A 25,481-nucleotide genomic window follows, 5' to 3' on the forward strand; every position below is an offset into this window, starting at 1 on the left:
CGCTTACGGACTCACAGATTCCGTTGGGGAATCATCCTCGGCCTCATCAAAGAAGCGACGAGCTCGTGGCAGCCAGAGGGGGCCGACGAGAACTACCGGGATCAGAAAGAGCAACCACCTCCAAGATGGCGGCCACGAGAACCCGAACCCGCACAGCAAGACGGTGTAGCTCAGGTAATAGCGCATGTTCCGATCGCCATCTTTAAGGGTTTGGACAAAACTGGCGCCGATGACGGAAAGCAGCAGCAAGATGAACCCGGAAACCCAGGGAACCCAAGCCGGCTGGGGCTCTTTCACCATCTCCAAAATGGCCAGAACGCCAAGAAAGTCAATGCCGACTATTGCCGCGAGCAACGCCCAAACAGCAAAGAGGACTTCGAAAGGCGGCTTTTTTCCTTTGTCCCCGGCACTGGCCGGGCCTTCGATCCGTCTTGCCATGCCTCGAGCGTAGACCCAGAGCCCTTTGACCAAAATAGCCCATTCAAAACTGGCTATTCGACGGCACCCATCATCCTCACAATGATTGCGGTATGCGTTAGGAACGAGGTAGGAATGGCTCAAACACACGATACTCACAACCGAATGAGGGCAAGATAACCGCGGACAATGGCGGGTCGAAGAGAAGATGCTGGAGCAGTACATCCAGGAGCGTTATGCCGAGGCCAGCCGCATGATCCAGGAGTCGCGCTCCAAAACTGTCTGACTCCCCTAGCTTCCGTCGGCTTTGCGGGACCTGATCATCGCCAGCGCCGTGAAGGGTATGGCTGAAACCTGGCCTACGCTGCGACTCCTCCGCGGCTCGCCGGGTACCACCGCGGCCAGGTCGATGTAGTCCCTGCCGACCCGGTCGATGACGCCGGCCAGCCGCACGGCTCCGGCTGTGCCGCCAATCGTCACCGAGACCTCCGCCCGGTCGCGCGCCAGGCCGCGCAGGGCGTGCGCGAGGCCTATGGACCGGCGCACCGGTGAGTTCTCCGCATGCGCTTGTCTGCCCAGGCCCACGTAACGCATTGCGGCCGCATAAGGAATGAGCACCTGGGTCTGGTCTTCATACAGCACCAGTGCATCCGCTCCCGCATGTGTCAGTTCGCCCTGCACCATGTCACCGCAGCTGAGTTGGACCCCAATACGGTGACCCACCGCCGCCCGCAGCCTGTCCTCAAGCGGCAGGCTCACCATCTCAACCCGCGTCCGCTCGTTGAGCTCGGTGTCGAGCGCCAGCCGGTCTGCCTCCGCCAGCTGGCTTTCCATGTCATTGAAGAGTGCATCCCAGCGCATCCCGTCACAGTAGGGTGCCCGGCCGCGCCCGTCAACGCTGGATCTTTTTCAATCCAGCGTATGGACAAATGCCTTGAAGGCAGTTCAGACTGATCAAGCAGGACCAAACAACATCAAACGGCATCAAAGGGGCAGTAATGGCGCGTTTTGGCAGGATCCGCGGGTGGGATGCAGGTATGGCACTGGCCCTGCTGATGCTTGGCATCCTGCTCTCCCTCCTCGCAGTGGGCCTGCTGTCCCAGTGGCAGCAATCCATGGCGCGGCACCAAGGCGAATCGGTGGATATCCTCTTGGGCGGGGCCACAGCAGTTGCCGGCATTTCGCTTCTACTCTGGTGGGCGGTCTCAATCCTGAGTGCCTGTGCGTCCGTTCTGCTGGAACGCCTGGGACGACACCGGGCCGCAGCGGCCGCGCGACGGCTTTCGCCGGCTTTCATGCAGCGGGCAGTGGTTGCCGCACTCTCACTGCAACTCGTGACAGGTGTCCCCGCGAACGCGGGGGTGATAAGCACGGCAGGGCCCGAGTGGACACCAACACAGGAACAGGCGGCATCATCCGCTGCATCAAGCCCGGTTGCCCGCCATGACGCGCCGCAGCCTACCGCCACCAACAACCCCCGTGGCGAACAGGTCCAAAACCAGCCACTTCCGTATGAAGCACCATCAGCCGGCCGCGAAGGTCCTTCACCGGCATGGGAATCCGGCACCCCACCAGCCGTCACCGGGCTCAACCCCGGATGGCAGCCGGCTCCCCCGGTGGTGGAACCGGGACTGCTGGCCGCACCGAAGGCCAGGACCACTGCCGGCCCCGGGTTGGGTCGCAGTGACACCGCAGCCATTGACAGGGGCGGCCCGACGACGGCGGTGACCGTACTCGCCGGCGACACGCTGTGGGACATCGTTGCTGCCTATCTGGGACCGGAGGCTTCAGACGTGGAGGTCGCCCTTGAATGGCCGCGGTGGTATTCAGCGAACCGTGCGCTGATCGGCGGGAACCCTGATGTCCTGCTGCCGGGCCAGATACTCCACGCGCCGGCAGTTTCGTAGCCGCTGCCACTCCCCGCCCGCCAGCGGCGCCGACCTCCGGCCCCGGACGCCGGATCAGCAGCCGATGCAACCCTGCATCGCCCACCCTGCCCTGTCCGGCAGGCCGCAGCACCCGCCAAACCAAACCATTCCAGTCAACCAAGCAAGAGCCAGTCGAAGACACGGCCGGCCGAGTTACGAGCCAATCCAAGCAGGGGGAACACCATGACAGCATTGACATCCATCCGGTCCGTTGAAGAGCTGGCCGCCAACACCAGGCAAGCGGGGGGCAGCCCCGTCAAGCCCCGGCCAGTGCCGGCGACGGTGCTTGCGGCCCAGTCTTCCCGGGCAAACCCTCCATCCCTGCAGCCGGTCAGTGAGGCTGCGGAAGTCAGGGCCATTATCCGGGGGACGGTTCAGGCATCCATGGAGGTCCTGGCCGGAATCCGTCCCATCCACCAGTTGGCGCGCCGCCTGGATCCGCGTTGCCTGGCATCGCTGCAGCACCGCGCTGCGCTGATCAGGCGCGAAATCACCAGGACGGGCAACCCCTCGCTGGCCAGGCTGCATAGGAATTCAACAGTCCGCTCCGTACGCGTCTGCGAGGTAGCCGACGGAATCTATGAGGCCAGCGCCGTGGTGGTGGATGATGTGCGGGCCCGCGCCGTCGCTGTCCGGCTTGAGCGCAGCAAGCAGGTGTGGCGGGTCGTCGAACTTGTCATCGGCTGACGCCCCCTTGAAAAAAGACCGGCGGAGTAGAAGCCGGGGCGGCGAATGATGCGGAGCGGGCAATATGCAAACAGGCGGCGAAATGCAAAAAAGGCAGGGACGCGTGCGCCCCTGCCCTGTTTGCCGCCGCCGGCGGGTATTACAGCTGTTCTGCTAACGCTTTTTCTTTTTCCCGGGGCGTTTGGCCGCATCCTGGGCAGCTGCCTTGGCAGGGTTCCCGGAGCGTCCGCCTCCTGACCGGGTTTCCACCCGGGTCTGGGTTCCACCGCTTTCACTGGGAGCCGTGTACTGCAGCTGCGCCGGCTTCTCGGGGGCTTCAAGGCCTGCGGCGTGGACCTGCGGGTCAACGTGCTCGGTGTGTCCGCCGGCAGCGTCCTGTACTACGACATCCTGGGCAGGCGTTACTTCCACCTCGAGGTTGTAGAGGAACCCCACGCTTTCCTCGCGGATGGCTTCCATCATGCTTTGGAACATGGCGAAGCCCTCGCGCTGGTACTCCACCAGCGGATCGCGCTGTGCCATGGCGCGCAGGCCGATGCCTTCCTTCAGGTAGTCCATTTCGTAAAGGTGTTCCTGCCATTTGCGGCCAATGACGGAAAGGACCACCCTGCGCTCGAGCTCGCGCATGCTCTCGGAACCGATGACCTCCTCGCGGGCCTGGTACACCAGGCGCGCGTCAGAGAGAATCTCTTCCTTCAGCAGCTCAACCGTGACCCGGGACTTGCCGCCGGCTTCCTCGATGATGTCTTCAGGCGTGACGCTGACCGGGTAGAGCGTCTTGAGGTTCGTCCACAGCTGATGGAAGTCCCAGTCGTCGCCGTTGCCTTCCGCGGTTGCGGCGTCGATCAGGGCCACAATGGTGTCTTCGATGAAGAACTGCACCTTCTCGTGCAGGTCGTCGCCCTCCAGGATGCGGCGCCGGTCGCTGTAGATCGCCTCGCGCTGGCGGTTGAGGACGTCGTCGTACTTCAGCACGTTCTTGCGCTGCTCGGCGTTCCGGCCTTCCACCTGCCCCTGCGCGGAGGCGATGGCACGGGAGACAAGTTTGGATTCCAGTGCGACGTCATCCGGGACCGAGCTGTTCATCAGCCGTTCCGCGGCCCCCGAGTTGAAGAGCCGCATGAGGTCATCGGTCAGCGAGAGGTAGAACCGGGACTCGCCGGGGTCGCCCTGGCGGCCGGAACGTCCGCGGAGCTGGTTGTCGATACGGCGTGATTCGTGCCGTTCGGTGCCCAGGACATAGAGGCCTCCGAGGTCCAGAACTTCCTCGTGTTCATCCTTTACGGACTGCTTGGCAGCTTCAAACGCCGCAGGCCAGGCGGCCTCGTATTCCTCGGAGTTCTCCTCCGGGTCCAGCCCACGCCTGGCGAGCTCGGCAACTGCGGTGAACTCCGCGTTGCCGCCCAGCATGATGTCCGTGCCGCGGCCGGCCATGTTGGTGGCCACGGTGACGGCGCCCTTCCGGCCGGCTTGGGCAACGATCGCAGCTTCCCGGGCATGGTTCTTGGCGTTCAGGACCTCGTGCCGGACGCCTTCCTTGGCCAGCAGCTTGGACAGGTACTCGCTCTTCTCCACGCTGGTGGTGCCCACCAGGACGGGCTGGCCTTTTTCATGCCGTTCCGCGATGTCCCGCACCACGGCGTCGAACTTTACAACCTCGTTCTTGAACACAAGGTCCGGCTGGTCGATCCGCTGCATGTCCCGGTTGGTGGGAATAGCCACTACGCCCAGCTTGTACGTGCTCATGAACTCGGCTGCCTCAGTCTCGGCGGTGCCGGTCATGCCGGAAAGTTTGTCGTACATGCGGAAATAGTTCTGCAGGGTGACCGTGGCCAGGGTCTGGTTTTCCGCCTTGATCTCGACGCCTTCCTTGGCCTCGATTGCCTGGTGCATGCCTTCGTTGTAGCGGCGCCCGGCCAGGATGCGGCCGGTGTGCTCGTCAACGATCAGGACTTCGCCGTCCAGGATGACGTAGTCCTTGTCCCGCTTGAACAGCTCCTTGGCCTTGATGGCGTTGTTCAGGAACCCGATCAGCGGGGTGTTTGCGGATTCGTACAGGTTGGAGATGCCAAGGTAGTCCTCGACCTTTTCGATTCCGCTCTCCAGTACGCCAACGGTGCGCTTCTTTTCGTCGACTTCGTAGTCCTTCTCGGGCTGCAGCCGGAGCACCACCTTGGCGAATTCGCTGTACCAGCGGTTCGTGTCCCCCTGGGCAGGGCCGGAGATGATCAACGGCGTACGGGCCTCATCGATCAGGATGGAGTCCACTTCGTCGACGATGGCGAAGTTGTGGCCGCGCTGGACCAGTTCGTTCCGGTCCCATGCCATGTTGTCGCGCAGGTAATCGAACCCGAACTCGTTGTTGGTTCCATAGGTGATGTCGGCTGCGTACTGCTGGCGGCGCACTGTCGGGTCCTGGTTGGCGAGGATGACGCCGCTGGTGAGGCCGAGGAAGCGATACACGCGGCCCATGAGCTCGGACTGGTATTCGGCCAGGTAATCGTTGACGGTGACCACGTGGACGCCCTTGCCGGTGAGGGCGTTCAGGTAGGCGGGAGCGGTCGCCACCAGGGTCTTGCCTTCACCGGTCTTCATTTCAGCAATGTTCCCCAGGTGCAGGGCAGCCCCGCCCATCAACTGAACGTCGAAGTGGCGCATCCCCAAAGTCCGCGAGGACGCTTCCCGCACGGCGGCAAACGCTTCCGGAAGCAGGTCGTCGAGCTTTTCGCCATCCCGGTGGCGTTCGCGGAGACGGTCCGTCTCCTCGCGCAGCTCGGCGTCGGTAAAGGTCTTGAAGGAGTCTTCGAGGGCGTTGATGGAATCGGCATAGTTCCTCAGCTGCCGGAGTGTTTTCTTGTCACCCGTGCGGAGAATTTTTTCGATAAGTGATGCCACGTGAAGATGCTCCCAGTCTGATGCCGCCGAATTCTGGCGTGTTCAGTCTACGGGAGAGACACGCGGCGGGTGCCCCTTTTCCCTGAGAGCGGATACTCCTTACAGGTGCGCCAGTTCCTGTGCCAGCCGGGCAGCGAGGTCTCCCGCCGGTCCCACTTCCACGTCAGGCAGGCCAAGCCACTGGCCCATCAGCTTCAGTTCGGCAGCGAGTTCGACGGCGGTGTCCGCCGGCGCGTCCGGCTCGGCAAAGGCGGATCTCACCAGCAGCCGGCCAGCCGGCCGGTCCGCTTTCAAGTCAACCCGCGCCACGATCCTGTCGCGCAGCAGGAAAGGCAGGACGTAGTAACCAAAACGTCTTTTGGGCTCCGGAGTGTAGATCTCGATCCGGTAATGGAAGCCGAACAGTTCCAGGAGGCGCCGGCGTTCAAAGACCAGGGAATCGAATGGGCTCAGCAGCGCGCGGCCGGTGGCCCGCCGGGGCAGGGCTGCCTCCGCATGCCGGTAGACCTCCCGCTTCCAACCCGCCACATTGACCGGTTCCAGCGTGCCTTGCTCCACCAGGTGCGCAACGGCCAGCGCCGTTGCCTTGACGGGAGTCCGGAAGTAGTCGGCGAAGCACCGGATGCTTCCTATTCCGTGCGCCCGGGCAGCCGCTTCGGTCAGCCGCTGCAGCGCACTTGTTGGATCCGTTTCCCCTGCCACTGGGGCCGGAAATGGGAGGACTTTGGAGGTCAGCGTGTACCTGCGCTCGAATTGCCCCGTCCTGCCGGCAGCCGATACCAGTCCCTCTTCGAACAGGTGTTCCAGGACCCGTTTCACCGCGTTCCAGTTCCACCCCCAGTTGGTGACCTGTTTTTCCTCGACATGGCCAATATGTGCGGTCAGTTCGGAGGCCGTCATGGGCCGTGAGCTGGCCAGGACCGCCACGATGCTGGCTGCAACGTCATCGCGGAGCCCAGGGTCCAGCCGCGAGGCGCCAACCCAGGAACGCTTCTGCCATGGAAGCAGATCCGGGTAATGCTCCGGCCGGATGTAGCTCGCCTCGTGTGCCCAGTACTCCAGCATGCGCCGGGGATGTTTGGCGGACATGCGCTGCAGTATGTCCCGGTCGTAACTGCCAAGGCGGGAGTAGAAGGGCAGGAAGTGGCTGCGGACCAGGACGTTCACGGAATCGATCTGGACGAGTTGGAGCCGGGCAAAAGTACGGCCCACCGCCCGTGCTGTCACGGGGCCGGTGGGCCGTCCTTTATGGAGTCCCTGCGCTGCCAGTGCGATCCGCCGTGCCTGGTCAAGGCTCAGCGTTGCCGACAATTCAGTCCTCTCTGATGATGGTTTTGTCCACCCTAAGCGTTGGCGGCGGCGTCGTCGGAGCGGTAGGCGAGGATCTTTTCCTCCACCACTGTGTCTCCCGGCTCGCATTCATGGTCCAGGGTGATGACCCCATAGGTCCAGCCGCGCCGGCGGTACACGACGGAGGGCGTGTTGGTCGCCTTGTCCACGAAGAGGTAGAAGTCATGGCCGACAAGCTCCATGTTGTCTACGGCATCGTCGAGGGAGAGGGACGCAGCGGGAAAGACCTTGCGCCGGATCAGTACCGGCGAGTTTCCAGCCGGGATGTCGTTGTCGACATCGTACGGGGATTTGTCTTCGGGGGCTGCCACCGCTTCATTCCGGTGGTTGGCCTCAAGATACAGCGGTTCATGGGCACTGGCGGGCTCAAGTGAGGCGGTGGCCTCGCGGACGGCCTTGGGAGTGTGGCGGCCATGGTGGACCTTCTTGCGGTCCTTGGCCCGGCGCAGCCGCTCAAGCAGTTTGTTGTACGCGAGGTCAAAGGCGGCAAACTTGTCTGCGGCGCTCGCTTCGGCACGGATTACGGGTCCGCGGCCCAGGACTGTCACTTCAACTGTCAGCTGGTCGCCGGTCTGCCGGGCATTGGTCTCCTTGGAGACTTTCGCGTCGACCCGCTGGACCTTGTCACCCAGCGACTCGATTTTCGCGATCTTTTCCCCGGCATATTCGCGGAACCGGTCTGAAACTGTCAGATTTCGTCCGCTGATCATAAACTCCATGGTGCCCTCCAAATGACTTCGGTGACACGACGGCGGCGCTTCCCTGGGCCGGGCTGTCTGACAGTCGAGCCCCTCTCCGAGCCGCCATCGAAAGGTACATTCTGTTCTTGGTACCCACCACCGACGTTAGTTCATAGCCACCTGTTATTCATCCTTTCCCGGTTTATTTTTTTCTAAGTCATGGTGGGTCCCGAGCGGGCTGGCGGCCATGGCGCCCGGGTCCTTGGTGTCGGGTGGGCGTGTCGCGGCCAGCACGACGGCGCCCCTTACCTTGGCGCCGGCGAGGTACAGTGCGCGGGCTGCTTCACCGACCGTGGCGCCGGTTGTCAGGACGTCATCGATGATGATGCAGGAGCGCCCTGCAACCAGTGCACGGCCCCCGCGCTTGACCCGCATCGACCCCCGGACGCGCTGCGAGCGGGCTCCCCTCCCCAATCCCTTTTGACCCGCCGCACCATTCCTGCCGCCCGATCCATGGCTGCCGGGCAGCAAAGGCCCCGACGCGGCGGTTTTGGCCAGTACGTCCGCGACACCGACGCCTGAAAGCTGCCGAACCGCCTCTTTCAGGAGCAGGTGGACCGGGCTGAACCCCCGGTGGACGTAGGCCGCTGTGCTGGTGGGGACGGGGATCAGCAGGAAACCACTGCCATCCGGGACTGCCGCCCTGACTGCCCCGGCGAGCGCCCGACCAAGGCTCCTGCCAAGCTGATGCTGGCCGTGCCGCTTGAACGACAGCAGTCCCTGCGCCAGCTCGTCCCGGTACACGCCCGCGGCCACAACGGGAAGCATAATGGTCCCGGCGACATCCATGAGTGCGGGAGCTCCGCTTTCCGCCCGGAACGGCTGCCTGGTCAGCTGGCGGATGCGGCCGGCACAGGATGGGCACAACGTGCTGTCTTCGGCACCGCAGCACACACAGTCCACCGGGACTGCCAGAGCCAGCAGATCCACCAGGGCGCCGGCAAGCCAATCGATGAGGCGCAGGAGCCCTGCCTCGTGTTCACCCCGGTGCAGCGCCGCCCAGGGTGGGGATGGTTGAAGGTCCGGATCCGTCCTCCGGATTCCCTGATGCCCGGAAGCGGCTGTGCCGGTCCTGCCGAATAGGCCATTCACAATCCCACTGTCGTCCCGTGCCGGCCCCGGAAGGAAGCCCGGGCGTGGCTATGTGGATAAAGCGAGGCCATCCGGTCCACGGAAGCATCATCCGCCGCAGCCTTGGCCGGCCGTCAGCCGGGGAACGCCGGGTCGATGGGGCCCTTGATTTGCGGGGACCAGCCATTGCCCAGGCGCTGGAAGATCCCCTCCCCCGACTGGACGTAGATGTCGTCGACGCCGTTTCCCGCGCTGATGGCCACAAGCCCCGGCCACGGGGCAAGCTGCTGCGGCTGTCCGGACGTGAGGGACAGCAGCTCAGGCGTGACATTCGAACCGGCAGCCCCCTTCATGACGGCAACGGTAGTGCCATTGACCCAGACCCCTTGGTCGGGGTCGGTGGCGGTGACCAGGGTTATGGGGGCGGTCAGTTCCCGCGGAGTGCCGTCGGCGGCACGGATTACGCCCGTTACCTGCACCTTGGACTTCCCGTTTTGTTCGGATATGACCAGGGCGCGCACGCCGTCGCGCGAGACGCGGAATTCCTTGATTGTCCGGCCGGCAAGCCAGGAAGGTGCCAGCGTCACGGTCGGGACGGCGGCACCCTCTGCGACGCCGGCCGGATGGAAAGCCACTACTTCCGTGGCTCCAGTGGCACCGGGTCCAGCCGTCCACACCCAGTCATTGATACTGAAGGTTGGCCGGCTGAGGGTACTCCGGGTGGTCAGGGCACGGGCGGGCTGGCCGGGGCTGATGCTGTACAGGGTGGTGCGGCCGTCATTGAGGAAGGCGGCCGTCTGCGACACCGGAGATTCCGCCGGATAGCGGGGGTTGAGCGCGGACACCGGCTGCATGTCGGGCAGCGGCGAGACGCGGTTGTTTTCGTACCGCACCAGTTCGTTGCCGCTGATGGCGATCTGGCGTGACGGCACGGTCTTGTCCAGCACCGGTGGAAGAACGGACCCGTTGTCCTCCACGCGCACCAGGTCCTGGTTGGCCCGCAGCTCAACGTTGACAACGTCGGGCTGGCTGCGGAATGTCAGGGTCAGCTGCATCTGCATCCGGAGGCGGTCCTCCGCGGATGTTTCCGTCAGCTCCTTCGCCGTCAGGTCCACCTGGGCCGCCCCGGACACCACCGGCACCGATTCGCGGGCCAGCTTGATCCCTGAGGGAAAGGCACTGGCGACGGCGCCGCGCAGGTATGGAGCCGGCCCGGCCAGCAGTGCGCTGGTCATGGCTTTGACGGTCTTGTTCTTCAGGAACCAGCGGACGTCAGGAATGGCGTAGGTGAAGGTGGGGTCGTAGAAGTAGATGGGGTAGGCACCGTAGATCACCTTGAACGTTTCTTCGGCAATGGCAGTCCCGTCCGGAATCGCGGAGATCCGCCATTCTCCGTCCACCTGGGTCACCGTCACCGGGATGCGTTCCACAGTTCCCGGCGGCGACTGGGTGGCGATGCCGTCGGCGTCCACCATGTAGGAGACATCAAGCTCATAGTGGAAGACGTTTTCAGTCTCGGTGGGGACAACGCGCGCCTCCCGGTATACCAGCGCGCGTTTGTCCGGTTTCCAGGACACGGCCGACGCCTGGGTCAGGTATTGGCGGGCCACCGCATAGTCGTCCTCGTAGCCGCTGCCGGCCCGGTAGAAATAGTCGATGATGGTCTCCGGCGACGCCCCCGGCTGCGGTGCTGCCGGGAGGAACACGGGTGCGCTGACGTTGCCGGCGCTGCTTTCGCTGCTTTTTCCCACCGGCCCGTAGGTGGGGATCCGTGCGCAGCCTGAGAGGAGGACGATCAGCAGGGCAAGCAGTGCCGCCGGGTACTTCGCCTGGCTTCCGCTGGCCCTCATGATGTCTCCCCGGGTTCCTGCGAGGGAGCAGGCCGGGCCGCTCCCGCCTGCAGCACCAGCATGTTCTTGTGGTCCTGTTCCAAGGGAACGCTCCCCGGCGCACCGGGATTGGTGACGTCCTTTGGTTCCAGCTGCAGTGGCGACTCGGTGATGACTTCGTCCTGCCGCAAGGGAAGTGTCAGGCGGAAGTTGGCGCCGTCGCCTTTCCTCCCCCAGGCCTGCAGCCAGCCGTGGTGCAGCTTCGTGTCTTCCATGGCAATGGACAATCCCAACCCGCTTCCCCCTGTGGTGCGCGCCCTGGCAGGATCCGCGCGCCAGAACCTGTCGAAGACCCGCGCAGCCTGTGTCGGGTCCATTCCGATGCCGTGGTCCCTTACCGCAACGCCCACGGCAGTTTCGTTCACCGCCAGGGTGACGGTCACCGGTTTGCCCTCACCGTGCTCTACTGCGTTCAGGATCAGGTTGCGCAAAATCCTGTCGATCCGCCGGGCGTCCATTTCCACAATCACGGCGTCCCCCGGAGCGGAGTAGATGATCTCCGACCCGTATTCCGCAGCCACCGGAGCAGCGCCTTCAATAACGTGTGCAATGACCTGGAGGAGGTCTTCCGGTTCAGCATCCAGCACGGCCACGCCGGCGTCGAAGCGGCTGATTTCCAGGAGGTCGGAGAGGAGGGACTGGAAACGCTCCACCTGGTTGTAGAGCAGCTCGGCGGACCGCTTGTTGATGGGGTCGAAATCATCACGGGCGTCGTACAGGACTTCCGCCGCCATGCGCACGGTGGTCAGCGGCGTCCGCAGCTCGTGCGAAACATCGGACACAAAGCGCTGCTGCATCTGCGAGAGCGTTGCCAGCTGGGTGATCTGCTCCTGCAGGCTGGCGGCCATGTGGTTGAAGGAGGCGCCAAGACGGGCCACCTCGTCCTCGCCCTTGACCACCATGCGCTCCTGCAGCTGCCCTGCTGCCAGTTTCTCCGACACCATCGCGGCGTGGCTGACCGGGCTCACCACGTTCCGGGTGACGTACCAGGCGACGGCGCCGATCAGGAGGACCAGTACCGCACCGCCGGCCCAAAGGACGCTTTGGATCTCGTTGAGCGTTTGCTGCGCTGTGTTCAGGTCGTAAATCAGGTAAAGCTCGTAAACGGTGCCGTTAAAGGTCACCTTGTTCCCCACGGCAATCCCCGGCCGGTCCTCGGTTCCCACGGGGATGACGGTGGAAGCCCAGTACTGGTCCTTCCCCGACTGCTGGACGGCCTTGCGCAGCTCCGGGGGTATCACGCTGACCGTCAATTGGTCCGAAGCCCGCGACTCAACCCAACGGTTCCGGGGCTTGGTCTGCTCAGGCATCGCCTCAAAGACATAGCGGCGCTGGATCACAGAGCCCCGGCCCTCCACCGCGTTCAGGGTGTCGTAGACCAGGGTGATGACGCTGGACTGGTCGGTGACCTGGGCGCCGTCGAACGTCTCCTGGACCTGCTTGACGTTGTAGCGCGTCTCAGACTCCGCCTGCGTAAGCCGCTCCTGGAACAGGTTGTTGGCGATCTGGTTGGACAGATAGGCACCCACCACGGCGAACGAAACCACGGCCAGCATCAAGGTGGTGAGGACAGTGCGGAACTGCAGTGAACGGCGCCAACGCCGCTGCAGGGCGCGCCCAAGATATCTCAGCCCGGGGAGGAAGCGACGGACTCCCGTCCGGACGAGCCTGGCCACCCGCAGCGCCACGATCAGGGCGCGCCGCTGCCAGATCCTTGCCCGGAAGGCCACATGCCGGAGTCCGGGGGCAGCAGCCTCAGCGGCTTCCGGCGCACCTTGGGCGCCGCCGTCCTGCTTTACGGCATCCGCGGAGCCCGGAGTTGCGCGCTGATCCGGTTGCCCGTCCTGCGCGGCGGGATCAGACCCCTGCTTTGTAGCCGACACCACGCACCGTCAATACGACTTCCGGAGCTTCCGGATCCTGCTCGATCTTGGACCGCAGGCGCTGGACATGGACGTTGACCAGGCGGGTGTCGGCGGCGTGGCGGTAGCCCCAGACCTGCTCCAGCAGCAGTTCGCGGGTGAAGACCTGCCAGGGCTTGCGGGCCAGTGCCACCAGGAGGTCGAACTCCAGCGGCGTCAGGGAGATCCGCTCATTGCCCCGGCTGACGGTGTGCCCGGCAACGTCGATGGTGATGTCCGCGATGCGAAGCGTTTCGGGGGCCTTCTGGTCCCCGGGGCGAAGGCGTGCACGCACGCGCGCCACCAGCTCGGCAGGCTTGAAGGGCTTCGGCACGTAGTCATCAGCACCGGATTCCAGGCCGCGGACGACGTCGGAGGTATCGGACTTGGCGGTCAGCATGACGATGGGCACGTCCGACTCAGCACGGATCTGGCGGCAGACCTCAATGCCATCCATACCGGGAAGCATGAGGTCGAGCAGGACCAGGTCTGGCCGCGAGGACCGGAACACGTCCAGGGCCTGGGCGCCGTCAGCGCAAAAGACCGGCTCGAAGCCGTCATTACGGAGGACAATTCCAATCATCTCGGCCAGCGCTTCGTCATCATCTACCACCAGAATGCGTGCCTTCATAGCTATATATTCCCTTATCGGGATGGGTTTGTCCTGTTGAGCGGCTTCCGGCATGGCGGAACACTAGGCCGTCCGACGCCGGAACTATAGTCTTGGGGTCATGCTCCGCGTGGCCGGTGCGCCCCTTTTTGGGGCCGTTGGCCAGGCACGGGCAGGCGGACCGGTATTGGGGGAGGAATCAGTGTCACCACAGGAGTCAGGGCCCGGGGAGCCGATGCAGGAGCCGGCAGGCGCGGGACAGGACGACGGCGGGCCGGCGGCTCCAAGCGGCCATCCGCCGGTGCCATCCGCCTGGGAGCAGCCGTGGGCACCGCCCGCAGGCCGGCAGCCAATTCCGGGGCAGGAATCACCGGCCGCGCAGCAACCGCCCAAGTGGGAGCAGCCCGGACAGCAACTAAACGTGGATGTTCCCTACCCCGGGAACCCGTACCCCGGCGCCTCCCCCTACGGCGGGCAGGCAGCTGGCGGCCCCCATTACGGTCCCGCGCCATCCGGTGGGCAGTCCTATAAAAGCCAGGGATACAGCGGCCAGCCCCACAGGGGATCCCCCTATGACGGGCCGCGCTACGACGGCTCCCCATATCCCGGCGGTTCCTACGGGGCCTGGCCCTCCCAACAGCCCCGGTATACCGCTCCGCCCAAGCCAGGGATCATTCCCTTGCGGCCACTGATGTTCGGCGAAATCCTGGACGGTTCGTTCCAGGCCATCAGGCGCAATGCCAAGGCGATGCTCGGCGCCGGCCTCCTGGCGCAGTCCCTGTCGGCAATCCTCGCGGCGGTGCTGACAGGATTCGTTGCGACGTCATCCGGGTCCGTGGAAGCCTGGGCGGAGACCGCGAGCAACGCCGACATCGCGTCCGTGGGGATCGGGCTGATGGCTACCTTTGTCCTGCTGTCCATCCTGTCCGTGTTCATGTCCGTTGTCCTCCAGGGCGCCATGGTGGTGCCCGTGGCCCGGTCCGTGCTGAACCGGCCCACCGGCTTCCGCCGCATGTTGTCGCTGGTGCGGTCACGGATCGGGGCGCTGGTCAGGCTGGCGGCGGTGCTGGTGGCAGCGGCTATAGCCACGATGGTGGTTTTCGTCGTCGTCATCGTGCTCCTGTTCTCCAATGTCCGTGGAGCGGGCGCACTGCTGGTCATCCCGCTGATGATGGGCTTCGTCGCAGTGTTCCTCTGGGTGGCGATAAAGCTCATGGTGGCGCCTGCCGCCGTCGTCATCGAAGAACTCGGCGCTTTTGCCGGGCTTCGCCGCTCGTGGGAACTGACCCGGGCAAACTGGTGGCGGATCCTTGGCATCACCCTGGTGGTGGGCATCCTGGTCGCCGTCATCACGCAGGTGGTCCTGATCCCTGCAAGCCTCCTGCCCTCGGTGCTGTCGGGGGTCGTCTCGCCACACGGCGGCGGCGGACAGGACGCCTCGCTGTCCGTTGCCATCGGCATCATTACTGCGGTGGTGGGTGCCCTGGTGGGTGCGGTGGGCTACGCCTTCCAGACGTCTGTCATGGCATTGCTCTACATGGACCTGCGGATGCGCAAGGACGGGCTGGACATCGTGCTGCTTCGCGAACTGGAAACCGGCGCGGATCCTGGCGGCATCCCGGGGCGGAATGCCCAGGGCGGAAGCACCCCGTACCCCGGATACGGAGCGGCGCCGGGAGCATGGCCGTATGGCCGCTGAACCACCCGTGCTTCCCGACGCCGGGGAGGCACGGCGCTGGGCAGCGGAGGAACTGGCCAAACAGGAGTACCGGGACGCCGCCCCGTCCTGGCTGGACAGCCTGTGGCGGAACTTCCTGGAGTGGCTGCAGTCCCTCGATGGTTCGCCCGGGGAGGCTGCGCCGGTGCCCAGCCCGGTCATCGCCCTGGTCATTGCCGCCGTCATCGCGGCTGCCGTCATCCTGGCCCGCCCCCGGCTGAACGCGCGGGTCCGGCAGGCCAACGACGTCTTCGAAAGGGAAACCGCCATGGCCGCCGCGGACTACCGGAAGCGCGCGGAAGCGGCGGCCGCGGGCGGACAGTGGGGGGACGCCGTCGTCGACCGTTTCCGTGCCGTGGTCCGCAGCGCCGAAGACCGGACCATCCTTGATCCCCAGCCAGGCAGGACCGCTGACGAAGCAGCCCGGGCCTTGTCCGTTCCCTTCAGCAGCGAATCCATGCGCCTGGCCCGGGCAGCGGCCACTTTCGACGGGATCCGCTATGGAAACAGGGCGGCGGGCAGCCGCGACTACCAGGAGATGGTGGAGCTTGACACCATCCTGGACGCCATGAAGCCTGCCCCCACCGGCGCCGGGGTGGCCCTGCCATGACCGGGCTTCCCACCGCCGGCGAAAAGCGCCGGGATACTGATGAGGCCACCGGGTCCACGCCTGGTGCCCGGACAATGCAGGGTTGGCTGCGGCGGCACCGTGGCGTGAGCGCAGCGGGAGTGGTGGTGGCCGCGGCGCTGGCCCTGGTCGTGGGCACGCAACTCGCTCCCAAGGGTGACGCCGTTCCCCTCTCGGTCCACAATCCCGCGCCAAATGGAGCCAAGGCGCTGGGCAAGATCCTTGGCAGGCACGGGGTTTCCGTCCACAGCCCGGACCGGTTCGACGCAGCGCTTGAGGACCTGCGCGCCGGCTCCTCCCCCACGCTCCTGCTCTACGACCGGAACGGCATCCTGGATGCGCAGCAGTTGACCCGCCTGAAAGCGGAGGCGGAGCGCGTGGTGGTGGTTTCCCCCCGCCTGGAGACCCTGACCGCGCTTGACAGCGGCATCCGCCAGGCAGGCGTTGTCCCCGATGCCTTCCAGGTCCTTGACCCCGGCTGTTCCCACCCTGATGCACAGGCTGCAGGGCAAGTCACCGGGCAAGGAGCATTTGTCTACGACGGCGGCATGTCCTGCTTCCGGGCAGCAGGAACCGCCGGGATGCTTGCCGTCAGCCGCGACGGCCGTCTGGCCGTGCTGGGCAGCACGGCAGTCCTGGGCAACGAAAGGCTGGACGAACTGGGAAACGCGGCGCTGGCAATAAGGATGCTCGGCTCCTCGCCGGACCTGGTCTGGTACCTGCCCTCGATTGCGGATGCAGCAGTCAGCGGAACCGGTGAAACGCTCGATGACCTTGCGCCGGACTGGGCCCGCTTCCTGGGCCCCTGGCTGCTCCTGGTCGCGGCAACGGCCGTCGTGTGGCGGGGCCGCCGCCATGGCCCCCTGGTATTCGAGCCGTTGCCGGTGGTGGTCAAGGCCGTTGAGACGGCGGAGGGACGCGCCCGGCTTTACCAGGACTCCCGCGCGATTGACCAGGCCCGCGACAATCTCCGGGCCGGGCTGCTGGTGCGGCTTTCCGGGAAGCTGCGGATGGGCCCGGCCGCCACCGCTGAGGAGACGATCTCCGCGGCGGCCCGGCTCCTGGATCGGGATGCCGGCGAAATCCGTGCAGTCGTCAACGAACGCCCCACCAGCGAGGCCCGGCTGGTTGCCTGGTCGCAGGCCCTGGACAAACTCGAGAAAGAGGTCAAGATCCGATGAGTGAACAGAGCAGTAGCCAGCAGGTCCTTAACCCGATGGACGACGACGGCGCACGGCGGGCGCTGCTTGCCGTCCGCCGGGAGGTGGCCAAGGCGGTGGTGGGACAGGACGCCACCGTCACCGGCCTCCTGATTGCCCTGCTTTCCCAGGGCCATGTGCTGCTGGAGGGCGTCCCCGGTGTTGCAAAGACCCTGCTGGTCCGGGCACTGTCCTCAGCACTGACCCTGGACACCAAGCGCGTGCAGTTCACCCCCGATCTCATGCCGGGCGATGTCACCGGCTCGCTGGTCTACGACTCGCACACCTCCGAATTCAGTTTCCGGGAGGGACCGGTCTTCACCAACCTCCTGCTGGCGGATGAGATCAACCGGACCCCTCCGAAGACGCAGGCCTCGCTCCTGGAAGCCATGGAAGAGCGGCAGGTGTCTGTGGACGGCGTGTCCCGGCGGCTGCCGGCGCCGTTCCTGGTGGCGGCCACCCAGAATCCCGTGGAGTACGAGGGGACCTATCCCCTGCCGGAGGCACAGCTGGACCGGTTCCTGCTCAAGCTCACCATGCCGCTGCCCGGACGCGGGGAGGAGATCGAGGTCATCCGCCGCCATGCGGCGGGGTTCGACCCACGGGATTTGGCAGCAGCCGGCGTCCGGGCGGTGGCCGGCGCGGAGGACCTGGAACGGGCACGGGAGGCAGTGGCCCGGGTAGCGGTGGAACCGGAGATTATCGGCTACATCGTTGATCTGGTGCGCGCCACCCGTTCAGCTCCGTCATTCCAGCTTGGCGTCTCACCCCGCGGGGCCACAGCCCTGCTCAACACCTCAAGGGCGTGGGCCTGGCTCTCCGGCCGGCCTTTCGTCACCCCGGACGATGTCAAGGCGCTGGCCCTGCCCTGCCTGCGGCACCGGGTGGCGCTGCAGCCCGAAGCGCAGATGGACGGGGTCAGGGTGGACGACGTCCTGGGCAGCATCCTCGCTTCCGTCCCCGTTCCGCGCTGATGGCCATCTCCGGTCGCTTCGTGGCGCTGGTGCTGCTGGGCCTGGTACCGGTACTGCTGTTCCCGGGATGGCTGACCGCAGTAGCCACAATCGCGCTGCTCGTGGCGTTGTTGAGTGCCGATCTGCTTTTTTCGGGATCCCTCCGGCAGGTCGCTGTGACGCGTGCCGAGCCGGAGAACGTCACGCTCAACAACGCCGTGGAAGCCGTGCTCACGGTCCGCAACGGCGGCACCAGGCGGCTTCGGGGAACGTTCAGGGATGGGTGGCAACCGTCCGCAGGCGCCCTCGACCCCGTCCAGGACATGGACGTCCCGGCCGGCGAAGGAAGGCGGTTCGCCGTCCGGCTCCGGCCGGTCCGCCGTGGTGACCTTGCCGCGCCGCATGTGACGTTGCGTTCCTTTGGCCCGATGGGCCTGGCAGCCCGCCAGAGGACCATCGAATGTCCGGGCTCGGTGCGGGTGCTGCCACCCTTCCATTCCCGGCGCCACCTGCCCTCGAAGCTGCGGAAGTTGCGCGAACTCGACGGGAAGGCCGCCGTCCAGATCCGCGGCGCCGGCACCGAGTTCGATTCACTGCGGGATTACGTCCGCGGCGACGACGTGCGCTCCATCGACTGGCGCGCCACCGCCCGGCGCTCCGCCGTCGTCGTCCGGACCTGGCGCCCGGAACGGGACCGCCGCGTGGTGATGGTCCTGGATACATCCCGTACCGCCGCAGCCAGGATCCTGGACGAAACCCGACTGGACACCGGGATCGAGGCTGCGCTCCTTCTGGGAGTTCTGGCCGAACGGGGTGGCGACCGGGTGGACTTTGTGGCATTCGACCGCAGGACCAGGGCGCGGGCCGGCTCTGCCGGGCAGGGCACCATCCTGGGCCGGCTGGTCCAGGCCATGGCGCCCCTGGAGGCCGAACTGATCGAGATGGATTGGCCTGCCGTCCCCGCCGAGGTCCGTGCGGTTTCGGCGCACCGGTCCCTCGTGGTGCTGCTGACGTCACTGGACAGCGGGGCGCCGGAAGAAGGCCTGCTGCCCGCGGCGGAACGCCTGGCACGCCAGCATGTCGTAGTAGTGGCGGCCGTCCGCGATCCCCAGCTGGGCGCCATGCTCGGCGACCGCAACGATGCCACGGCGGTGTTCCGCGCGGCTGCGGCCGAGCGGGCCCTCCTCCAGCGGGCGGCGGTGACGGCCGAGCTGCGCCGCTACGGGGTGGAAGTGGTGGATGCCGAGCCACACGACTTGCCGCCAAGGCTTGCAGACATGTACATCAGGCTCAAGGCTGCGGGTAGATTGTGAAACCCAAAGGCAGTCGCTGCTCCACAGGCAACAGGAGGTCCACTTCATGAACGTCCCGATCTACCAGCAGGCCCTGGGCGGGGAATTCTCCCGGCTGCAGCCTGAACTCCAGGAGTACTTCTCGCTGGTCCCGGGATCCGGACAGTACGGCGTCGGGGAAGGAACTTTCGACGTCGTGGGCTGCCGCCAGCGGTGGCTGCGCCCTTTGCTGCGGCTCACCGGGGGTGAAGAGGCCTTTTTCCCTGAGTATGGGGAGAACGTCCCGTTCCGGATCGAGAACCACGCGCACCAGGATCCGTTCGGTCGATCCAGCCTTACCGCCCGCCGCGAGATCCGCTTCCCGGAACGCACGCGGCTTTTCCAGGACACCACCAGCGTCACCAACCGGGGTGGCAGCACCCAACTGGTGGACTACGTTGGGCGCTACCGGCGCCTGGTGACCGACCTGAATTTGAGCGTTACCGCCGGGGGAAGGCTGCGCGGCGTGTCAGAGGCGTCGCGGCTCTTCCTGGGCCCGCTCCGGGTGCCGCTTCCGGCAGCCCTGGACGCCAAAGCCTACGCCGAACAGTGGTGGGATCCTGCCGAGGGCAGCAACGGCCGGCACCGCATCCAGGTGAAGGTCATCCAGCCCCAGATCGGTCTGGTCCTGGTGTACGCCGGGGCCTTTGATTACCGGCTCCGCACCTATACCGGCGGCAGTTCCGCCCAAAGCTACCTGCCCCGCTACGCCCAGCCGGACCGTTGGGAGAACAGGGTGTAGCCCTATCCCAGCGCCTGCTGGTTCAGGCCGTCGGCTACCTGGGTGAGCCTGCCCAGGACGGCCGTGGCCCGCGCTGGTGAGTGCTCTGCCAGGCCGGCTGCCGGGGTCACCCGGATGGCGCCGAGCAACGACGGCGGAAGACCCAGCTGGCGCCATGGACGCCATACCGATTCCACGCAGTCGGCAACCCGGGGCAGCGAACCGCCGGCCGGCACGTCCAGCGCACCCGCCCAGAACTGTTTGCCTGCCTCCACCGCCGCGGCCACGTGCTCCCACTGCCGGTTGGTCAATGCCTTAAGAGGCAGCGCGATGCCGTCCGCACCGGCGGCCAGAGCCAGCTCGATCGGCGCTTCGATTTCAGGGCAGGACACGACAACTTCAGCTGCACCGGCAGAGCGCAGGGCATCCAGGACCAGACGCCAGGACTCGCGTGCTTCTGATGCGGGTACGGCGCGGAGGGTGCGGTATCCGCTGGACGTGGGTATGGTTCCGGCCAGCACGGCGGCGATGTCGGGCTCGTCCACCTGCACCACCAGGCGGGCACCCGGGACCGCGGCGGCCACCCGGCGAAGGTAGCCCCCCACCCCCGCGGCAAGGGACGCGGCGATATCCCGGCGGGCGCCGTAGTCCAGCAGGGCGCGCTCCCCGTTATGCAGATGCAGGCCGGCGGCAAGACTGAGCGGTCCCGCCAGCTGGACCTTCAGTTCACCAGCGGATACGTCCTCGGCCCCGGCCACGTCAGCGAGGACGTTCAGGTCGGTGGACAGTGCCGACGCTGCCCGATGCATGTCCTTGCCGGGGCGGTCAACCAGCCGCCATCCGTAGGGCTGGACGTCCACCGCCAGCTCTTCCAGGAGCGAGGCGGTGCGGCCCACGGCATCGGAACCGACGCCGCGCTGGGGCAGTTCGGCGAGGAATGGCAGGTGCGGACTGCCGAGTTCGCCGCGGATGATCCGGGCGGCTTCGAGCGGGTCATCGCCCGGCCATGGACCCAGACCGGTGGCCGTCACTTCCTTGGCTGCGGCTTCCTTGACAGGCGCTACGGCCGGACGCCGGTCAGGCTCCGGTTGCTGCTGTTCCCGGCTCACGCCAGTGCGGAGGTCTGCGGCTGCTGGCCGGACGAGGCCTGGTGGTCTTCGGCGATGGCCTCGTGATGGCGGATCACCTCGCCGATGATGAAGTTGAGGAACTTCTCCGCGAATGCCGGGTCGAGGTGGGCGTCCTCCGCGAGGCGGCGCAGCCGTGCGATCTGGGCCGCTTCACGTCCTGGATCGCCGGCCGGGAGGCGGTGCGTTGCCTTCAGGAAACCCACTTTTTGCGTGGCCTTGAAGCGCTCGGCGAGGAGGTACACCAGGGTGGCATCGATGTTGTCGATGCTGGAACGGATGGACAGCAGTTCAGCCATCACCGAATCGTCCACGTGGCCTGCCAGCGAGCTGGCGGATGGATCAAAATCGTCGGAGCCGGGAGAGGTGGGGTTGTGCTGCGTCATGGTTCCAGTCTATGGGAGCCGATGGAATCGACGCGGGTGTGAAGCGCCGGTGCCGGCCGTTCGCCGGCTCCGGCGCTTCACACTTCACGGATCTCCTCCCGGGTCAGATGCCCAGGAGCGCCCGGTGCTCCTCCCGCCGTTTAGCCTGTTCGGCCGGATCCGGCACCGGCAGGGAGGCGATCAGCCGGCGCGTGTAGTCATGCTGCGGGTTTCCCATGATCTGGCTGCCGATCCCCTGCTCCACCATCTTGCCTTTGTACAGGACGCCCACCCAGGAGGACAGGATGTCCACCACGGCCAGATCGTGGCTGATGAACAGGCAGCCGAACCCAAACTCCTCCTGGATGTCCCGGAACAGCTCCAGGACCTTTGCCTGGACCGAAACGTCCAGGGCCGACGTCGGCTCATCCGCTATCAGCAGCCGGGGGTTCAGGCTTAACGCCCGCGCCAGTGATGCCCGCTGCCGTTGGCCGCCGGACAGTTCGTGCGGATACCGGCCCGCGTACGACGCCGGCAACTGGACGGATTCCAGCAGCTCACCGACGCGTTTGCGCGCCTGGGCATCGCTTGGCCGGGTATGGATGAGCATCGGCTCGGCGATGCACTCGCCAATGGTCAGCTGCGGGTTAAACGACGCGGCCGGGTCCTGGAACACGAAGCCAATGTCCTTCCGGAGCGGCTTGAAGGTGCGTTCCCGAAGGTTGAGCATCTCGTAGCCCAGCACCTTGAGGCTGCCCCCGGTAGTCCGGTTAAGCCCGGCGATGGCCCGCCCGATGGTGGTCTTCCCGGACCCGGACTCCCCCACCAGTCCAAACACCTCACCCCTGGACAAGGTGAAGCTGACCCCGTCCACGGCTTTGAACGCGGGCGTGCCGAGCCGTCCGGGATACTCAATCACCAGGTTGTCAGCAGCCACCAGGATTTCCTCGTCCTGGTGGGGCCGTTCGGTAAGGCCCTCCGATGCCGAGTTGCGGCCCAGGTGCGGCACGGCAGCAAGGAGGTTGCGGGTGTACTCCTGCCGCGGTTCAGCGAACAAGGTCTTCGCCGGGGCCTCCTCCACAATGTCGCCCTGGTACATCACCACCACGCGGTCCGCCAGGTCCGCCACCACGCCCATGTTGTGCGTGATCAGCACGATCGATGTTCCGTACTTGTCGCGCAGGTCCCGCAGCAGCTCCAGGATCTCGGCCTGGACTGTGACGTCCAGGGCCGTGGTGGGCTCGTCGGCCACAATGAGTCCAGGATTCAGGGCCAGCGCCGCGGCGATCACCACGCGCTGCTTTTGCCCACCTGAAAACTGGTGCGGGTAGTAGTTGACGCGGTGTTCGGGGTCGGGGATCCCCACTTTTCGGAGCGCGTCGATGGCCCGCGTTTTCGCCTCCTTCTTCGAAACGCGCCTTGCGCCCTCGCTGGCGGCGTGGGCGCGGATGCCTTCGGCGATTTGCCAGCCCACCGTGAACACCGGGTTCAGTGCCGTGGACGGTTCCTGGAACACCATGGCGACGTCCCGGCCGCGGATCTGGCGCAGCTTGGCGGCGCTGACGCTAATGACATCGGCGCCATTGATCAGCACCGTGCCGGAGCTGCTGGCGGTTTCGGGCAGCAAGCCCAGGATGGTTTTGGCGGTCACCGTCTTACCGGAGCCTGACTCGCCCACGATGGCCAGGACCTCGCCTTTCCTGACGTCGAGGCTCACATCCTTGACTGCCCGGACATCACCGACGTCGGTGGCGAAAGTAACCTTGAGGTGGTCGATGTCAAGAACCCGCCGGCCGCCGTCAGTGCCCTGGTTGGGCAAAGGATCAATGTTGATGGTCATGACGTCCTCACTTCTGCGCCGAGGGCCTCGGTGGTCACTGGCGCTGGTGAACTGCCGCCACCGGTCCGCCTGCGGCCGCGGAGGCGCGGATCGTTCAAGTCGTTGATGCTTTCCCCCACCAGCGTCAGCCCGAGGACTGTCCAGACGATGGCGATGCCCGGGAACAGGCCGGTCCACCAGATGCCTGACGTGGTGTCTGCGAGCGCCTTGTTCAGGTCAAAGCCCCATTCGGCTGCCGAACTTGGCTCGATGCCGAAGCCGAGGAAGCCAAGGCCTGCCAGGGTCAGGATGGATTCGGACGCGTTGAGGGTGAAGATCAGCGGCAGTGTCCGGGTGGCGTTGCGGTAGATGTGCCGGGTCATGATGCGGATGTTCGACGCACCCACCACCTTGGCTGATTCGACGAAGGGTTCGGCCTTGAGGCGGATGGTCTCGGCACGGATCACCCGGAAATATTGCGGGATGAACACCACCGTGATGGAGATGGCGGCGGCCAGGATCCCGCCCAGCAAGCTGGACTGGCCGCCGCTGATGACGATTGCCATGACGATTGCGACGAGCAGTGAGGGGAAGGCGTAGATCGCGTCCGCCACCACTACCAGGATCCGGTCCAGCCATCCGCCGATGTATCCGCTCACCAGGCCGAGGATGACGCCGGCGAAGATGGAGAGGACCACGGCTACGATGATGACCAGCAGCGCTGTTTGCGTGCCCCAGATCACCCGCGACAGGACGTCATACCCGCCCACGGTGGTACCGAGGAGGTGCTTGCCGCCGGGCGCCTGCTGCGTGGGGAAGCTCCCGTCGGCATCCGACAGCTGTGCGAAGCCATAGGGCGCCAGCAGCGGTGCCGCCATTGCCGTGAGCAGGAAGATGCCGGTAAGGACGAGCCCCACCACCAGCATGAAGCGCTGCAGGCCGACGCTTTTGTTGAAGTGGGAAACCACGGGCAGCCGCCGGAAGAAGGGTGCCCGCGGGTTGGCGACGGGTTCCAGGGGTGTCTCTGCAGTCATGTCAGTACCTCACGCGGGGGTCGATCAGCGCGGCAATGATGTCCACGATGAAGTTGGTGACGGCGACGATGACGGCCAGCAGCACCACGATGCCCTGGACGGCCACGAAGTCGCGCGCCGTGAGGTAATTGGCCAGTTGGAACCCAAGGCCCTTCCACTCGAAGGTGGTTTCCGTGAGCACTGCGCCGCCAAGCATCACGGCGATTTGCAGGCCCATCACCGTGATGATGGGGATCAGCGCCGGTTTGTAGGCGTGCTTGGTCACCAGCCGGAACTCGCTGACGCCGCGTGAGCGGCCCGCCTCGACGTAATCCTTTCCGAGGGTGCCGATGACGTTGGTCCTGACCAGGCGCAGGAAGACACCTGCGGTCAGGAGGCCCAGGGCCAGCGCCGGAAGGACCGCGTGGGACATCACGTCGCTGAAGGCCGCCATGTTCCCACTGCGCAGGGCGTCCAGCCAGTAGATGCCGGTGGGCGCTTCCAGCGCGGTGAGGGACAGTTCCGTCCTTGTCCCCGCGCGGCCGGCCACCGGAAGCCAGCCCAGCCAGACTGAGAACACCAGCTTGAGCAGCATGCCGGCGAAGAAGACCGGGGTGGCGTAGAACAGGATGGCCAGGATCCGGAGCACTGCGTCCGGCAGGTGGTCGCGCCGCTGGGCCGCGATCATGCCCAGCGGGATGCCTACCAGCAGCGCGATGATGAGGGCGTTAACGGACAACTCCAAGGTGGCGGAACCGTAGGTGGTGAGCATCTCGGTGACCTTGCGGTTATCCGAGAGGGTGGTGCCGAAGTTGCCCGTGGCCAGTTGGCCCAGGTATTCGAAGTACTGGACGAACAGCGGCCGGTCGTAGCCGGCAGCGTGGATGCGTTGCTGCAGCTGGTCCGGAGGCAGCCGGCCGCCCATGGCGGCCGTAATGGGGTCGCCGGTGATCCGCATGAGGAAGAACACCATGGTGACCAGGATGAGGATGGTTGGGAAGATCAGCAGGAAACGGACCAGGATGTACTGGCCCAGTCCTCCGCCTCCCGGCTTTTTCCTGGGTGGTAGGAGTGCGTCCGCGTCAGTGGGCGGCGCGTCAATCAAAGTTGTCATCGGTAC

The 25,481-nt window shown here is 65.8% G+C and carries 22 protein-coding genes and 1 pseudogene; 9 read left to right on the forward strand and 14 right to left on the reverse strand.

Annotated features, from left to right (window positions below; translation table 11 throughout):
- Positions 1-3: 3 nt before the first annotated feature.
- Positions 4-438: a hypothetical protein gene (locus FBY33_RS18085; RefSeq protein ID WP_142031721.1), complete on the reverse strand. Its 435-nt coding sequence runs from the start codon at positions 436-438 to the stop codon at positions 4-6.
- 160 nt (positions 439-598) lie between these two features.
- On the opposite strand from FBY33_RS18085, the pseudogene FBY33_RS20765 reads away from it, so the two are divergent.
- Positions 599-703 (forward strand): annotated as a pseudogene (locus FBY33_RS20765) (helix-turn-helix domain-containing protein); the annotation flags it as partial.
- 5 nt (positions 704-708) lie between these two features.
- On the opposite strand, the gene FBY33_RS18095 reads toward FBY33_RS20765, so the two are convergent.
- The gene (locus FBY33_RS18095; RefSeq protein ID WP_142031722.1) at positions 709-1,278 is read right to left on the reverse strand and encodes a hypothetical protein; all 570 of its coding nucleotides are present in this window, start codon (positions 1,276-1,278) and stop codon (positions 709-711) included.
- A 176-nt stretch (positions 1,279-1,454) separates the two neighbouring features.
- Between FBY33_RS18095 and FBY33_RS18100 the strand changes: the two genes are divergently transcribed.
- Entirely contained in the window at positions 1,455-2,324 is an 870-nt protein-coding gene (locus tag FBY33_RS18100) for a LysM peptidoglycan-binding domain-containing protein (RefSeq protein ID WP_142031723.1), read from the forward strand.
- Between the two features lie 204 nt (positions 2,325-2,528).
- On the forward strand, positions 2,529-3,032 hold the full coding sequence (locus tag FBY33_RS20770) for an Rv3235 family protein (RefSeq protein ID WP_235010611.1): 504 nt from the start codon (positions 2,529-2,531) through the stop codon (positions 3,030-3,032).
- A 153-nt stretch (positions 3,033-3,185) separates the two neighbouring features.
- On the opposite strand, the gene secA is transcribed toward FBY33_RS20770, so the two are convergent.
- From secA to mtrA, 7 genes are all read right to left on the reverse strand, one after another.
- Positions 3,186-5,927 (reverse strand): preprotein translocase subunit SecA, encoded by a 2,742-nt coding sequence (gene secA / locus FBY33_RS18110; protein ID WP_142031724.1) that lies wholly within the window; start codon positions 5,925-5,927, stop codon positions 3,186-3,188.
- Between the two features lie 99 nt (positions 5,928-6,026).
- On the reverse strand, positions 6,027-7,238 hold the full coding sequence (locus FBY33_RS18115) for a winged helix-turn-helix domain-containing protein (RefSeq protein WP_142031725.1): 1,212 nt from the start codon (positions 7,236-7,238) through the stop codon (positions 6,027-6,029).
- Between the two features lie 32 nt (positions 7,239-7,270).
- Positions 7,271-7,996, reverse strand: coding sequence for a ribosome hibernation-promoting factor, HPF/YfiA family (gene hpf, locus FBY33_RS18120; RefSeq protein WP_026265659.1), 726 nt, complete (start codon positions 7,994-7,996; stop codon positions 7,271-7,273).
- Positions 7,997-8,140: 144 nt separating this feature from the next.
- Entirely contained in the window at positions 8,141-9,109 is a 969-nt protein-coding gene (locus FBY33_RS18125) for a ComF family protein (RefSeq protein ID WP_142031726.1), read from the reverse strand.
- A gap of 113 nt (positions 9,110-9,222) precedes the next feature.
- Positions 9,223-10,938, reverse strand: coding sequence for an LpqB family beta-propeller domain-containing protein (locus FBY33_RS18130; protein ID WP_142031727.1), 1,716 nt, complete (start codon positions 10,936-10,938; stop codon positions 9,223-9,225).
- Positions 10,935-12,707: an MtrAB system histidine kinase MtrB gene (gene mtrB / locus FBY33_RS18135; RefSeq protein ID WP_442858353.1), complete on the reverse strand. Its 1,773-nt coding sequence runs from the start codon at positions 12,705-12,707 to the stop codon at positions 10,935-10,937. Before mtrB ends, FBY33_RS18130 begins: the two co-directional genes overlap by 4 nt.
- A 127-nt stretch (positions 12,708-12,834) precedes the next feature.
- Positions 12,835-13,509 (reverse strand): MtrAB system response regulator MtrA, encoded by a 675-nt coding sequence (gene mtrA, locus FBY33_RS18140; RefSeq protein ID WP_056334824.1) that lies wholly within the window; start codon positions 13,507-13,509, stop codon positions 12,835-12,837.
- Between the two features lie 181 nt (positions 13,510-13,690).
- Between mtrA and FBY33_RS18145 the strand changes: the two genes are divergently transcribed.
- The 6 genes from FBY33_RS18145 to FBY33_RS18170 are packed head-to-tail and all read left to right on the forward strand — an operon-like array spanning position 13,691 to position 20,058.
- Positions 13,691-15,187 (forward strand): DUF7847 domain-containing protein, encoded by a 1,497-nt coding sequence (locus FBY33_RS18145; protein WP_235010612.1) that lies wholly within the window; start codon positions 13,691-13,693, stop codon positions 15,185-15,187.
- The gene (locus tag FBY33_RS18150) at positions 15,177-15,815 is read left to right on the forward strand and encodes a DUF4129 domain-containing protein (protein ID WP_142031729.1); all 639 of its coding nucleotides are present in this window, start codon (positions 15,177-15,179) and stop codon (positions 15,813-15,815) included. Before FBY33_RS18145 ends, FBY33_RS18150 begins: the two co-directional genes overlap by 11 nt.
- Complete coding sequence (locus FBY33_RS18155) at positions 15,812-17,014, forward strand: DUF4350 domain-containing protein (RefSeq protein ID WP_142031730.1); 1,203 nt, start codon at positions 15,812-15,814, stop codon at positions 17,012-17,014. Before FBY33_RS18150 ends, FBY33_RS18155 begins: the two co-directional genes overlap by 4 nt.
- Entirely contained in the window at positions 17,011-18,006 is a 996-nt protein-coding gene (locus FBY33_RS18160; protein ID WP_142031731.1) for an AAA family ATPase, read from the forward strand. Before FBY33_RS18155 ends, FBY33_RS18160 begins: the two co-directional genes overlap by 4 nt.
- Positions 18,006-19,298 carry a DUF58 domain-containing protein gene (locus FBY33_RS18165; RefSeq protein WP_142031732.1) on the forward strand — a complete coding sequence of 431 codons (1,293 nt, stop codon included), beginning with the start codon at positions 18,006-18,008 and terminating at the stop codon, positions 19,296-19,298. Before FBY33_RS18160 ends, FBY33_RS18165 begins: the two co-directional genes overlap by 1 nt.
- Before the next feature lie 46 nt (positions 19,299-19,344).
- Positions 19,345-20,058 carry a DUF4166 domain-containing protein gene (locus FBY33_RS18170; RefSeq protein ID WP_142031733.1) on the forward strand — a complete coding sequence of 238 codons (714 nt, stop codon included), beginning with the start codon at positions 19,345-19,347 and terminating at the stop codon, positions 20,056-20,058.
- A gap of 2 nt (positions 20,059-20,060) precedes the next feature.
- Here the strand turns inward: FBY33_RS18170 and FBY33_RS18175 are convergent, their stop codons facing one another.
- The 5 genes from FBY33_RS18175 to FBY33_RS18195 all read right to left on the reverse strand — a co-directional run bounded on the left by FBY33_RS18175 (position 20,061) and on the right by FBY33_RS18195 (position 25,475).
- Positions 20,061-21,068 (reverse strand): hypothetical protein, encoded by a 1,008-nt coding sequence (locus tag FBY33_RS18175; protein ID WP_142031734.1) that lies wholly within the window; start codon positions 21,066-21,068, stop codon positions 20,061-20,063.
- A gap of 74 nt (positions 21,069-21,142) precedes the next feature.
- Complete coding sequence (locus tag FBY33_RS18180; RefSeq protein WP_056334802.1) at positions 21,143-21,550, reverse strand: chorismate mutase; 408 nt, start codon at positions 21,548-21,550, stop codon at positions 21,143-21,145.
- 103 nt (positions 21,551-21,653) lie between these two features.
- Positions 21,654-23,369 (reverse strand): ABC transporter ATP-binding protein, encoded by a 1,716-nt coding sequence (locus FBY33_RS18185; RefSeq protein WP_142031735.1) that lies wholly within the window; start codon positions 23,367-23,369, stop codon positions 21,654-21,656.
- Positions 23,366-24,382, reverse strand: coding sequence for an ABC transporter permease (locus tag FBY33_RS18190; RefSeq protein ID WP_142031736.1), 1,017 nt, complete (start codon positions 24,380-24,382; stop codon positions 23,366-23,368). The genes FBY33_RS18185 and FBY33_RS18190 overlap by 4 nt, the downstream gene beginning before the upstream one ends.
- 1 nt (position 24,383) lies before the next feature.
- A complete protein-coding gene (locus FBY33_RS18195; protein WP_142031737.1) occupies positions 24,384-25,475 on the reverse strand; it encodes an ABC transporter permease in 1,092 nt (363 codons plus the stop codon).
- Positions 25,476-25,481 lie beyond the last annotated feature (6 nt).

Origin of the sequence: Arthrobacter sp. SLBN-112, from assembly GCF_006715225.1 — a bacterium.
Lineage (GTDB): Bacteria > Actinomycetota > Actinomycetes > Actinomycetales > Micrococcaceae > Arthrobacter.